The sequence below is a fragment of the Deinococcus budaensis genome, from assembly GCF_014201885.1.
Classification (GTDB): Bacteria; Deinococcota; Deinococci; order Deinococcales; family Deinococcaceae; genus Deinococcus; species Deinococcus budaensis.
Genome location: NZ_JACHFN010000019.1, coordinates 1 through 12,534, shown reverse-complemented (window position 1 = coordinate 12,534; position 12,534 = coordinate 1). Strand labels below are relative to the sequence as shown.

At 69.4% G+C, this 12,534-nt stretch carries 10 protein-coding genes and 1 tRNA gene; 4 read left to right on the top strand and 7 right to left on the bottom strand.

The genetic code is table 11. The annotated features are described in order from the left end of the window. The first annotated feature begins 262 nt into the window (after positions 1-262). From HNQ09_RS17085 to HNQ09_RS17075, 3 genes are read left to right on the top strand one after another with little or no spacing between them, the layout of a single operon-like run. A complete protein-coding gene (locus tag HNQ09_RS17085; protein WP_184031640.1) occupies positions 263-865 on the top strand; it encodes a YceD family protein in 603 nt (200 codons plus the stop codon). Positions 866-867: 2 nt separating this feature from the next. After that, a complete protein-coding gene (gene moaC, locus HNQ09_RS17080; RefSeq protein ID WP_343057915.1) occupies positions 868-1,389 on the top strand; it encodes a cyclic pyranopterin monophosphate synthase MoaC in 522 nt (173 codons plus the stop codon). Positions 1,390-1,435: 46 nt separating this feature from the next. Next, complete coding sequence (locus tag HNQ09_RS17075; RefSeq protein ID WP_184031638.1) at positions 1,436-3,049, top strand: bactofilin family protein; 1,614 nt, start codon at positions 1,436-1,438, stop codon at positions 3,047-3,049. Positions 3,050-3,147: 98 nt separating this feature from the next. On the opposite strand, the gene HNQ09_RS17070 is transcribed toward HNQ09_RS17075, so the two are convergent. Beyond that, positions 3,148-3,537 carry a helix-turn-helix domain-containing protein gene (locus tag HNQ09_RS17070; RefSeq protein WP_184031636.1) on the bottom strand — a complete coding sequence of 130 codons (390 nt, stop codon included), beginning with the start codon at positions 3,535-3,537 and terminating at the stop codon, positions 3,148-3,150. A 320-nt stretch (positions 3,538-3,857) separates the two neighbouring features. On the opposite strand from HNQ09_RS17070, the gene HNQ09_RS17065 reads away from it, so the two are divergent. Beyond that, on the top strand, positions 3,858-4,109 hold the full coding sequence (locus tag HNQ09_RS17065; protein ID WP_184031635.1) for a hypothetical protein: 252 nt from the start codon (positions 3,858-3,860) through the stop codon (positions 4,107-4,109). Between the two features lie 73 nt (positions 4,110-4,182). Here HNQ09_RS17065 and HNQ09_RS17060 read toward each other — a convergent pair whose 3' ends face one another. From HNQ09_RS17060 to HNQ09_RS17035, 6 genes are all read right to left on the bottom strand, one after another. After that, on the bottom strand, positions 4,183-5,670 hold the full coding sequence (locus HNQ09_RS17060) for a carboxypeptidase M32 (protein WP_184031633.1): 1,488 nt from the start codon (positions 5,668-5,670) through the stop codon (positions 4,183-4,185). 36 nt (positions 5,671-5,706) lie between these two features. Beyond that, a complete protein-coding gene (locus tag HNQ09_RS17055; RefSeq protein ID WP_184031631.1) occupies positions 5,707-6,948 on the bottom strand; it encodes a bifunctional folylpolyglutamate synthase/dihydrofolate synthase in 1,242 nt (413 codons plus the stop codon). Positions 6,949-7,020: 72 nt separating this feature from the next. Beyond that, positions 7,021-7,974, bottom strand: coding sequence for a manganese-dependent inorganic pyrophosphatase (locus tag HNQ09_RS17050; protein WP_184031629.1), 954 nt, complete (start codon positions 7,972-7,974; stop codon positions 7,021-7,023). Between the two features lie 85 nt (positions 7,975-8,059). Continuing rightward, positions 8,060-10,747 carry an S-layer homology domain-containing protein gene (locus HNQ09_RS17045; RefSeq protein ID WP_343057912.1) on the bottom strand — a complete coding sequence of 896 codons (2,688 nt, stop codon included), beginning with the start codon at positions 10,745-10,747 and terminating at the stop codon, positions 8,060-8,062. A gap of 395 nt (positions 10,748-11,142) precedes the next feature. Continuing rightward, positions 11,143-12,309 (bottom strand): tRNA guanosine(34) transglycosylase Tgt, encoded by a 1,167-nt coding sequence (tgt, locus tag HNQ09_RS17040; protein WP_184031687.1) that lies wholly within the window; start codon positions 12,307-12,309, stop codon positions 11,143-11,145. A 146-nt stretch (positions 12,310-12,455) separates the two neighbouring features. Then, positions 12,456-12,531: transfer RNA gene (locus HNQ09_RS17035), tRNA-Gly, on the bottom strand. Positions 12,532-12,534 lie beyond the last annotated feature (3 nt).

The window sequence follows — 12,534 nt, the reverse complement described above, 5'->3', positions numbered from 1 at the left end:
ACAAGCCGACCGCGTCAGAGCTACCGCAAAGTCCGGTTTTAGAAGGGCTGGTCCCCCTTACCCCCTTTGCGAGCAGCTCTACGGGTGAGGTGCGGAATTGGCCTTCTGGATGCCTGATTCTTTCGCCCCCCTTCAAGGAGACTTGCGAAACCCAGAAGGAGAGGCGCCGGACGGGGCTGGGCGAACGTTGCGGTTCTGTGGTTGCCCGGCCGACCGTGTCCTTTCCCCGGTCGCTGTGCGCCGGGCGTCCTATCATGGCCGGATGAGCGACACGCCCCGCATTCACCTGGGTTCGCTGCTGCGGACGTCCTCGGACGCGCACGCGGAAGGCAACCTCGACCACCTCAGCTACGAGCAGGGCGGCGCCGAACAGACGCTGCGCTTTGCGCGCCTCGCTCCTTTCGAGGCCGATGTCAACTCGCTGGGGGGCGAGGAGATGTACCTTCAGGGCCACTTCGAGCCGACCCTGGTGATGGAGTGCGCCCGCTGCCTGCGGGAGGTGGAGGTGCCGCTGGAGATCAAGCTGGGCACCCTGCTGCGCTACGACCCTGCCGCCGAGGCGCCGTACTTGGAGGAGGCCGACACCGGCGAGGAGATCCTGGTCTTCGGCGACCCCGACCTCGACCTCAGCGCCTACCTGGCCGAAACGACCCTGCTGGCCGCGCCGCTGAGCGTGCTGCACGCGCCGGACTGCCTGGGCCTGTGCCAGGTGTGCGGTCACGACCTCAACGAGGGACCCTGCGAGCATATGGCTCAGGTGCCGGTCGAGGAGATTGACGACCTGCTGGGCACCCCGGAGGGGACGGTCCATGCCCGGCAGACGCCGTTCGCCGCCCTGCGCGACCTGAAGCTGCCCGAGGATTGAGGGTGAGCGCGGACGGCGTGGAGACGGCCGTGGGGACGGCGCAGACGCCCGAACTTACCCACTTCCGGGACGGGCTGCCGCGCATGGTGGACGTGACCGGCAAGGCGGCCACCGCGCGCACGGCGACTGCCGAGGCCTGGGTGCGGCTGCCGCCCGAGGCCCGCGCCGCGCTGGAAGCGGGCACCAACCCCAAGGGCGATCCGCTGACGGTCGCGCGGCTGGCCGGGCTGGCGGGCAGCAAACGCACCGCCGACCTCGTCACGCTGTGCCACCCGGTTCCGGTCACCGGCGCGGAGGTCTACGTCACCCTCGAGGCGGCGGGCGTGCGGATCGAGGCGACCGTGCGGACGACCGCCCCCACGGGGGTCGAGATGGAGGCGCTGACCGCCGTGACGGTCGCGGCGCTGAACGTCTACGACATGCTCAAGGCGGCCAGCAAGGCCATCGAGATCACGGGCGTGCGGCTGCTCGCCAAAAGCGGGGGCAAGAGCGGGACCTACGCCGCGCCCGGGCAGGCCGGCTAGGCAGGCGGCGGGAACTTCGCGGGCCTGCCGAGCGTAGAGAAACCGTATGGGTGTGGAGCGTGCCGTCTGGCTGGACCTGCTGCACCGCGAGGCCGAGGGAGAGGTGACCCCGGCCGAGCGGGCGCAGCTCCTGGCCCTGGACAGCGACGCGGCCCTGACCCAGGTGCGCCGGGAGCTGGCGCGGGCCACGGCGGCCCTCACGGCCCTGCCGCGTCCTCCACTGCCGCAGAGCCAGGCTGCCGAGGTCGCCTCGGAGATCGCCTGGAGCGCCCGCATGCAGGCCGCGCCGCCTGCCGGCCCCCCACGGCCCGGCGCCGGAGTGGCCGCGTGGGTGGTGGCCGAGGTCAGGCTGGACCGTGAACTCGCGCGGCTCCCGGCGCCCACGCTGCCGCGCAGCGTCGCGGCGGCGGTGGCGGCACGGGTGCAGGTGGCAGCGGTTCTGGGGCAGGCGCCCGCCCCAGCCCTGCCCCACAGCCTCACGGCGGCCCTGCCCGCCGAGATCGGATGGGCGGCCCGGTTGCAGGCGCCCGCGCCCGCGTTGCCCCGCTCCGTCGCGGGGGCCGTCGCCTCGCGCATCGCCCGGGAGGGTCAGGCCGAGGCCGCGCCCCCGGACGCCGCCGTGGTCCCGCCCCGGCCTGTTCACAATCCCGCGCCGCTGCTGCTGGTGGGCGGGCTGCTGGCCGGGCTGACGCTGCTGGGGGTCACCCAGGCCTGGCCCAACCTGGCGGCGGGCGCGACCGTGCTGCAAACGCTGGTGGCGCAGGTTTCGCCGCTGGCCGGAGTGGGGCTGGTGCTGCTGCTGCTGGTCAGCGCTCTGGTCGCGTGGCGGCCCACCCCCGCCGTGCAGCGGCTGGGGGCCGGGGCCTTCGTGCTGGCCGCCGTGCTGACCTTGCCGCCGCTGTACGGGGCCTTTGGGCGCAGCGGGGTGACGGTGGGGCAGGACGTGAGCGTGCGCGGTCCGGTGGCGGGCAACGTGATCGCCATCGGCGGGGACGTGCGGCTGGAGCCGGGCGCTCGGGTGGGGGGCGAGGTGATCACCCTGTTCGGCGACGTGCAGCGCGACCCCGCCGCGCAGGTGGAGGGCCGGGTCAACGCCCTGCTGGGCCGCGCGCCCGGAGACGCAGGCGCCCTCCAGACCGCGCCCCCCTCCGGCCTGCCGGGGCTGGGCCTGGCCACCGCCTCGGCGTTCCGGCCGCTGCTGGGCTGGCTGGGCGGAGCCGCCTGGAGCCGGATTTTTGTGCTGCTCACCGGCGGCATGCTGGGCCTGCTGTTCGTGACCGGCGCGGCGCCGCTGCTGGCGCGGCGCCAGCGGCACGCGCCGGTGCGGACGCTGGCGCTGGGGGTGCTGGCCCTGGCCCTCCTGGTCGGCCCGGCGCTGGGGCTGGCGCTCACCGGGCTGCTGGTGCCCGCCCTGTTTGCCACCGCGTTCGCGCTGCTGCTGGTCGCGACCGGCCTGAGCGTCAGCGCTTACGACGCGGGCCGCACCCTGGCCTGCCGCCTGCATCTGCCCCTCCCCGACGCGGTCGGCGCCTTGATCGGCCTGAGCGTCGTGGCCGCCAGCCTCAGCGTGCCGCCGCTGGCGCTGACGTTTGCCCTGGTGGGCGGAGCCTGGGGCGCGGGGACCCTGCTGCTCACCCGCAGCGGGCAACGGGCCGCCTGACTCCGGCCCGCCTGCCACGGAAAAGAAAAACAGCGGGGGCCGGACACCCCTCGGCTCCGGCCCCGCCATGCAGGCAGCTGTGGATTGTGGCAGGGCGCTCAGCCCAGGATGCGCTTGAGGTGCAGGTAGATCTCGTACCAGTCGCCCTTGTCGCGCGGGCGCTTGCCGCGCAGCTCGATGCGCGACAGGGTGCGGACCCAGTCGGGCGTGAGTTGGCCCCCCAGCGCCGGGTCGGCCACCAGGTCCGCCAGGCCCTTGGGCAGCGCGCCCTCGGTGGAGTCGCCGTAGAACTCGACGCCCTCCAGCAGATCGTGAACGGTGATGGCGTACGACCCCGCCAGCGTCTGGAGGGTCTCCAGGCTGGGATTGGTGCGCCCGCGTTCGAGATCGCTGAGATAAGGAACGCTGATTCCGGCGGTCTCGGCCACGTCCTTGAGCCGCAGCCCGCGTTCGCTGCGCAGTTCGCGGAGTCTTTCGTGCAGTTTCATATTCACCTCCTCGGCTGCGGCGTCAGCGCCCCGCCAGACCCGCCCGGCGCCCGGCAAAGGCGCGAAGGACGGGGGGTACGTGCCGCCTGGAGCTGCCCGCTCCTGCCCGGTGCGTCTCCACGTCCGGTGGAGTTTGCCTGTGGGCAGAAAAGAGCACTCCTAGTCGGAGTGTAACACCGGCCTCCGGTACGGTCAATACAGAATAAAGGGAGTCTCTTCTTGCTCACGCCGAGAGCGCCTGCTAGCATCAGGGTCAACGTCAGACGCTTTTTTCCTTTCTGGCCGCCGAGTGCGGCTCCCCCTGTCCCAGGAGAATTTCCATGCGCGCACTGGACATCATCGCCGAAAGTATCCGCAGCGGTCAGGTGCATTCCACCACCGTCCTCAACACCCTGATCGAGGCCGAGAACGAGGGCGGGCTGGGCGCCGTGCGCCGCATCGAACGCCACCTCAGCATCGGCCTGCGGGCGCTGCAAGACCGCCAGCACCCCCACTCCCCGCTGGCCCAGACCTGGCTGGGCGCCGCCCGCGCCTACCTGATCACACAGGCCGAGCGCAAGCACGCCGTCTGAGCAGGCTGCTCCTTCACCGCCTTTGTCCCAGCAGGCCGCGTCCGTCGCGCTGACGCGGCCTGCCTCCCCGGGGTCACTTCAGGCTGTAGATATCTCCGTATTTGGCGTGCAGGTAGGCCACGTAGGGGTCGGCGCTGAGGCCCTGGCCGGTCGCGCTCTCGATGATCTCGCCGGGCGTCCGGCTGCGGCCATGCTGGTGGACGTGCTCGACCAGCCAGCCGAGCAGCGGACCATACTCGGCCTGTTGAAGACCCGCGGCAACGGCGGGGTCCTGCCGGGCCGCCTCCAGCAGCTGCACGCTCAGCAGGTTGCCCAGTGTGTAGGTGGGAAAGTAGCCGATCAGCCCGGCCGACCAGTGGATGTCCTGCAACACGCCCTGCGCGTCGTCGGGCGGCGTGAGGCCGAGGTACTCCTGCATCCGGGCGTTCCAGGCTTCCGGCAGGTCGCGCACGCTCAGGCTGCCCTCCAGCAGGGCGAGTTCAAGTTCGAAGCGCAGCATCACGTGGAAGTTGTAGGTGACCTCGTCGGCCTCGACTCGGATCAGGCTGGGGCGCACCCGGTTCACGGCGCGGTAGAGGGCCGCCGCGTCCAGTCCTGCCGTGACCTCGGGCGCGGCCCCCGCGAGCAGCGGAAAGTAGCGCTCCCAGAAGGGCAGCGAGCGGCCCAGCAGGTTCTCGAACATCCGCGACTGGCTCTCGTGGACGCCCAGGCTGGCGCCGCGTGACACCGGCGTGCGCTCCCAGCGCTCCGAGACGCCGCGCTCGTACATGGCGTGCCCGGTCTCGTGCCAGGTCCCGAAGAGGCAGGCGGGCCAGTACGCCTCGACCCGGGTGGTGATGCGCAGGTCCGAGCGGCTGAAGTTGGTCTGGAAGGGGTGGGCGCTCTCGTCCTGCCGCGCGAATCCGGCGTGCAGGCCAAAGGCTTCCCCCGCCACCCGCCACGCGAAGGCCTTCTGCGCTTCCGGGGCAAAGGGCCGGGTCAGCACGCCGTAGTCGACCGCGTCCCCCGCCGCCACGATGCGGCGCAGCAGCGGCAGTGTCCGGCCCCGCAGGTCCGCGAACACCGGCTGCACCTGAGACGCCCGCATGCCCGGCTCGTACTCGTCGAGCAGGGCGTCGTAAGGGTGCTCGTCGTAGCCCAGCAAGTCGGCCTGCCGCCGCGCCAGCTCGATCATCCGCTCCAGGTGCGGCGCGAAGGTGGCAAAGCGGCTGTGCTGCCGGGCGTCCATCCAGGCGTGGTGGGCCTCGTTGCGGGCGCGGGCGCTTTCCTCGACGAACTCGGTCGGCAGCCGGGTGGCCCGCGCGTGGTCGCGCCGCGTCACGCGCAGCAGGGCGGCCTCCGTCTCGTCGGCCTCCATTCCCTCTGCGGCTACCAGCAGCTCTCCGGTTCGCGCCCCCGTGAACAGCTCGTGTGCCAGGCCCTCCAGTGTGGCCAGCTGCAAACCCCGCACCCGGGCGGCTTCCGGGGGCATCTGGGTTTCCTGATCCCAGGACAGCAGTCCGGCGGCGGCGCGCAGGTCGCTCACCTGCGCCAGACGGCGTTTCAGTTCGTCCATGCTCATGGGGTCTAGGGTAGCGCCCCCGCCGCCGCCCGCCCGTTACTGCCAGCGCTCCCGCGCCTCTCCCCCCTCGCCCAGCAGCCGTGGGCGGACCTCTCCGATCAGGTAGAGGCTTCCGCACACGGCCGCCAGCCCAGGCGGCAGCAGGGCCAGGGCCTCGGCGGGCGACGCGCTCAGGCGCAGCGGCAGTCCCTGGAAATGGGCCGCCAGATCGGCCGGGTCAGCCGCACGGGGGCTGAGGACCGCCCGCGTCAGGATCACCTCGGAGGCCACCTCCCGTAGCGCCGCCGCCACACCCGCCACGTCCTTGTCGCCCGCCGCGCCGAAGACCACGGGGAGGCGCTCCACCCCCAGACCGCGCAGCGCGGCGGCGAGTGCCCGCGCCCCGTCGGGATTGTGCGCCCCGTCGAGCAGGACCCGCCCGCCGCGCCAGGGCAGCACCTCCAGCCGCCCCGGCCAGCGCACCCCCGCCGCGCCTGCCTGGATGGCCTGTTCGCCCACGCCCAGGCGCCAGGCCGCCGCCGCCGCCAGCGCCGCGTTTCGCGCCCCGTGCTCGCCCAGCAGCGGCGTGCAGAAGTGCAGGCGCGTGTGCGGCAGCGCCAGCTGCACCTCCCAGCCCTCCCAGCCCAGGGACTGGGCCTCCAGGGTCAGCTCGCGCCCCAGCGCCCACAGGTCGGCGCCCTGCGCGTCCAGCCTGGGCAGTACAGAGGCGCTCACCCCAGTCACCGCCGGGCGTCCAGCCCGCAGGATGCCCGCCTTCTCCCCGGCGATGGCCTCCAGCGTCCCGCCCAGCACCTCGGTGTGGTCGAGGGCGACGCCGGTAATCACGCTCAAAGCGGGGTCAAGCACGTTGGTGGCGTCCAGCCGCCCGCCCAGCCCCACCTCCATCACGGCGGTGGTCACGCCCGATCCCGCAAACAGCAGGCACCCCAGCGCCGTCACGATCTCGAAAAAGGAGGCCTCGACCGCCTCGGCATGGGGCCGGAGCCGTCCCAGGGCCTCCAGCACCGTTTCCTCCGGCACCTCCTGGCCCGCCACCACGAAGCGCTCGGCAAAGCGCGTCAGGTGCGGACTGGTAAAGAGGCCGCTGCGCTCTCCGCCCGCCGTCAGGATGCCCGCCAGCGTGGCGGCCGTGCTGCCCTTGCCGTTGGTGCCGCCCACCAGAACCGTTCGGAAGGCCGTCTGCGGTTCGCCCAGGCGCCCCAGCAGCGCCGCGACCCGCGTCAGGCCAGGATGCACGCCAAAGCGTTGCCGCGCAAACAGCCAGTCCAGATCAGTCATGGCCGCAGCGGAGGCGCGCAGCTCCCGACCGCCGAGCAGGTCAAACCAAGAGGTGCTTCCACAGCCACGCCCTCAGCTCTCCGGCGCGAAGTACGCCTCCAGCGCGGGCACAATCTGCTTCTTGCGGCTGATGCGCCCGCCCAGGTGTGCGCGCCGGTCCTCCACCGCCACGCCAAAGGCCTCGCGCAGCACCTTCTCCTCGGTGGCCGACAGCACCAGCGTCACGTTCGTCTCGTTGAGGATGTCCACCACCGACAGCAGCACCCCGTTCAGGCCGTCCTCTGCCCGGGCGTGATCCATCGCGGTCAGCAGCTCCGCCTGGCGGCCCAGCACGTACCCCGGATTGGTCGTCTCGATCACGCCCAGGCCCCAGTTCTGCACGGTCTGGGGCTGCGCCGGATCCCCGAAGGGAAAAACCTTGTAGTCCATCCTCAGCAGGGTCTCGGCGGGCGTGTTCCCCAGGTCGCTCTTGGCGGCGAACATGGCCAGGGCGTAGGCTTCCACGTCCTCCACCTCCGCGATTGGCGCCAGAAAGGCCACCGCCTCGCGGTCTTCGGGCGTGGTCGTGGGGCTGCGGAAGTGCAGGGTATCGCTCAGGATGGCGCTCAGCATCAGCCGGGCGTCTGGCCTTTCGACCGCCAGCCCCGCCTCGCGGTGCAGCTTCAGCAGGATGGTGGCCGTGCAGCCTACCGGCTCGAAGCGCAGAAAGGCCGGTTGCGCGGTGGTCAGGTCCCCCAGCTTGTGGTGGTCCACCACCCGCACGACCGTCAGCTCGTTCAGGTTGGACACCGACTGGGCGCTCTCGTTGTGGTCCACCAACGCGACCGCCGTTCCCGCCGGAAGCTCAGGCAGCAGCTCGGGCGCCTCCAGCCCGGCCTCCCGCAGCACGAAGGGCGTCTCGAAGTTCAGCTCCCCCAGACGGTAGGCCCGCGCCTCTACCCCCTGCCGGGCGAGCAGGTGGGCGTAAACCAGGGCCGAGGTGATCGCGTCGGTGTCGGGGTTGGTGTGTCCAAAAACAGCCAGCATGACGCGATTGTAGCGCCCGGCATCTGTACCGCCCCGCACAGCACAACGAAAAAGAGGCCCCGAAGGGCCTCCTGAGAGGGAAGGTTTAGAAGTTGAAGGTGTAGTTGACGCGGAAGCCCTGCGCCACGTTGGTGGCGGCGTTGGCACCGGGGGTCAGGTTGTTGTAGCGGAAGATGCCGTAGTTGGCGCTCAGGCCGCTGAAGCCCACCTGGGCGTACACGCCGTCCACCTTGCCGCTCTGGTTGCCCACCCCGCTGTAGATGCGGTTGTCGGCAGCGTTGAACGCCTGGTTCTCTGCACCCACCGAAGCCCCGACCTGCTCCACACCAAAGCCCTGGTAGTAGGAGTACCCGATCTTGGCCGTGCCGGTGGGCACCAGGAACTGGTTGAAGCCCACGCCGACCTGACCGAGCAGCTCGGTGGTGGTGCCGTTGCCGACCGTCAGGGCGGTGCCGGGGTTGGTGATGCGGTTGGCGAAGTTGAAGTACAGGTTGGGCTGGAGCGGCACGCCCGTCAGGGTCGCGGTGCTGGCCTTGATCCCGTACTTGAAGGTGTTGGTGGTCTCGTCGGTGCCCGCGCGGTCAGCGGTGTCGCGGTCACTGCGCAGGTTGTAGCGCACCAGCGGCTGGAGCGTGACACCCGCCACGGTCGCCGAGTAGTCAGCGTACGCGGTGAACTCGTTCAGCGGCTCGACGTAGTAGTAGGCGTTGGAGATGGTGAAGTTGAGGTTTTTCACCAGAGCGTTCGTCGCCGCGCCGTCGTGCTTCAGCTGAGCGCCGACCGTGCTGGTGTAGTCGTAGGGAACGTTGGCGATGCCCATTCCGGCGTTGCCGCGGTCATCCGCGCTGCGCACAGGGTTGTTGTTCACCGTGGTGCGGTTGGCAAAGCCCACCAGCTCCAGCGCGCCGAGCTTGCCGCCCGCCTTGGCACCGAAAGCGGTGGTGCGGGGGGTGGTCGTGGCAAACGGAACGTAGGTGTCGCCGTAGACGCCCAGGGCGATGGGGCCGAGGTTCGTGCCGAACGCGGCGCCGAAGCCCGTGTAGCCAGCCTCGTAAGGCAGGCTGCTGACGGTGGACATCCCCGCGTTGGGGATGATGTTGTCGTCACCGTCGAGCACGTCGAACAGGGGGTTGATCGAGCGGAAGTTCGCCCCGAACTTGACGACGCCCAGGTCACCCGTGACGTTGGTGTAGAACGCGCCGTCGGCCGTCTGGTAGACGTTCTGGAAGTTGCCCCCGCCCGTCAGGAAGTTGCCCGCCGTGCTCGGGATGCTCGCCACGCCCTCACCCTTGACGTTCACGATGCCGACATTGACGTTGTAGTCCACGCCGAAGGCCGAACGGTTGCCGTTGACCTGGGCAAAGGACACGCCCACATCACCCAGGCCCGCAGGCTTGACGGCTGCACGAATGCCGAAGTAGTTGGCCGTCGCGCCCGTCGCCGTGGTGCCGCCTGCGTTGCCAGCAATGCCCGTGACGCCAGCGCCGTTGGCGTTGCCGGTGACCACGGTAAGCTTGGGCTGGAGAGGGAGCTGGGTCGCTTCCAGGTTGATGACCACGCCGCGGCGCTTGTTGCTGGTGGCAGCGCTGTTGTTAAACAGGTAGTCGCTGAACTTGAACAGGCTGTCGTAGGACTGGTAGGTCACATCGAACTTCTGGCCGTTGATGGTCCCGTCGGCGGTCGCGTTACGCAGGTTGACCAAGCCGGGGCCGCCGTTGACGTTACGGAAGTTGTTGCCGCCCGTCGCGCTGCCCACGCCGAAGTTGAGCGCGGCGTTGTTGACCACGATCTGGCCGTTGGTGGTGCGCAGGTTGCTGGCGCGCACGCCGAAGGTCAGGCTGCCGGTGGTGAAGTTGCTGTTCGTGTCCTCAACAGAGACATCCGCGCCGTAGTCGGGGTTGCTGAAGACGCCCGCTGCGAAGGTGCCGTCGGTCAGGCGGTCCACGTCGAAGTTCTGGCCACCAGTTGTTGGGCTGGTCAGGGCCAGACGGCCGTAGTTGGCGCCGATGGTCCCGCCGACGCTGAACTTGGGCGCGTTCTCCAGGGTGGTCACGCGAGTGTCGATGGTGTTCACGCGGCCCGCGAGGTTGTCGAAGTCGCTGCGCTGCACGAAGTCGGCCTGGGCGCTCTCGACGGCGCTCACGCGGTCTTGCAGGTTCAGGATGTCCTGGTTCAGCAGCACGGTGAGGTCGTTCAGGGCCGCGATGGAGCTGGCGTTGTCGTCAATGTCGGCACGCAGGGTGTCGTACTCGTCGGCGCGGGCGGTCAGCTCGGCGATCTGGGTCTGGATGGCGGCGATGGCGGCGGCGTCACCGCTGGCGGCGGCCAGTTCCTCCACGCGGGCTTCCAGGCGGGTGAAGTCGTCACGGTTGACGGCGTTCTCCTCCAGGTCGCTGACACGGACGCCCAGGGCGGTCAGGTCGGCGGCGAGTTCCTGAATGGCGTTCTGAAGCGCCGTCAGGGTCTCGGCGTCGATGGCGCCGGGGTTGACCTGGCCCTGGCGGACCTGGTCGAGGAGGCGCGCGATGATCACGGCGGCCTCGTAGCGGGTGAGGTTCTGCGTGCCGCGGTAGGTGCCGTCCGGGTAGCCCAGGATGATGCCCTGGCTCACCAGGCGGTCGATGGCGTCCTTGGCCCAGTGACCGGCGGGAACGTCGGTCAGCGCGGGCACCTGGGGCGCCGCTGCCGGAGCCGTCGTGGGCGTGGCCGGGGCGACAGGCGCCGTCTGGGCCATGGCGACGCCGAACGACAGTGCGGCCGTCAGAACGAACATGCTCTTCTTCATAAAACCCCCAAAGCGTCGCGCGTCCGAAGCACTTCCGGTACTGGAGTAGACGGTGGGGCGAGTTGCCGAGTTTCCTCTCCCGGAGCAGTTCACCTTCCGCGTTCTTCCGCGCAACCTGACCCCCCGCCGCCTGTGGCTTTGGAACAGTCAGATCAGGCAGATGATACAAGCGTGAAGAAGTATGGGTCAACCCTGAGACAGGCATAAACGGCCCGATTAGGCCAGATCGCCTGCTTTCTGATCAATCTGTGAAGGAGAGAGCCATAGCAGGCCACCTCTCCGACTTTCAAGAAGCGAGGGCAATGAACTTACGTCAGGAACGCAGAATGAAGACAGCGCGCCCTTTTGATAGTGCATGGCGGGCCGAACTTCATCACCTGAGATTAATCAGTTGTCCGTTGCACCTGGGCACCAAGAGACAGGGCCTGCTCAAACCAGAGTGGCGTTCCCGCCTTGAAGTAGCGTTGGGACCAGGTTGCGGCCCAACTCTGGAAGGTCCCCTCCGCTATGGCGGCCCGGGCGCGCTCGACCAAGCGGTGCAGGTAGCGCAGGTTGTGCAGCGAGAGCATTCGCGGCGCCAGCATCTCCTCGGCCCGCACCAGATGCGCCAGGTAGGCCCGGGTGTAGTGGCGGCAGGCGTAGCAGTCGCAGTCGGCGTCAAGGGGCTGCAACTGGCGACGCGGAGCGCTGGAATTCATGTTCAGCCGCCCGTCATCCGTGAGCGCGTAGCCGAAGCGGCCTGTCCGGGTGGGGTACACGCAATCGAACATGTCGATGCCCAGGGCAATGCCCGCCACCAGATCCTCTGGATGGCCCACGCCCATCAGGTAACGCGGTTTGTGCTCCGGAAGCCGCTCCGCCGTAAAGGCTACCGCCGGAAACATCTGGTCTTTCGGCTCCCCGACCGCCAGACCACCGATGGCAAAGCCCGGCGTGCCGACAGGCAAGGTCAGGTCCAAGCTGCGCTGCCGCAGATCCTGATGAACCCCGCCCTGCACGATGGCAAAGAGAGCCTGATCTGGGCGGGTCTTGACCGTCTGGCACCGCTCCAGCCAGCGGATGGTCCTTTCCAGGCTGCGCCCGATGTAGTCGCGCTCGGCCGGATAAGGCGGGCACTCGTCGAAGGCCATGATCACGTCCGCGCCCAGCGCCTCTTGAACCTCAATGCTGCGCTCCGGCGTCAATGTCACCAAGCTGCCGTCCAGATGGCTTTTGAATGTCACCCCCTCCTCGGTGATCTTCCGCATATGACCCAGGCTCATCACCTGGAAGCCGCCGGAGTCCGTCAAAAAGGGACCTGGGTAGGCGGTGAACCCGGGCAGTCCACCGTGGGCCGCGACCAGGGCTTCACCAGGCCTCAGCATCAGGTGGTAGGTGTTGCCCAGAATCATCTGGGAGCCGATGTCGCTCAGCTCCTGCGGACTGATGCCTTTAACCGACCCCTGGGTTCCGACTGGCATGAACATGGGGGTCTTCACCTCACCACGCGGCGTCAGAAAGGTGGCGGTTCGCGCACGGCCGTCACGCCGCTGAATTTCAAATTCAAACATCTCTGTATTTTGCCCGATGCGCTTCAGGCCCTTGAAAGACGGCAGATACATGCGCCGGGACCAATCTCCGCAGCCGCCGCATAGGCAACACTTCAACGGCGCGGGGCATGAAAAAAAGCCCCCACCGGGGGGTGGGGGCGGGGGGATGGAGCGGGAGACGAGATTCGAACTCGCGACATCTACCTTGGCAAGGTAGTGCTCTACCAGCTGAGCTACTCCCGCACG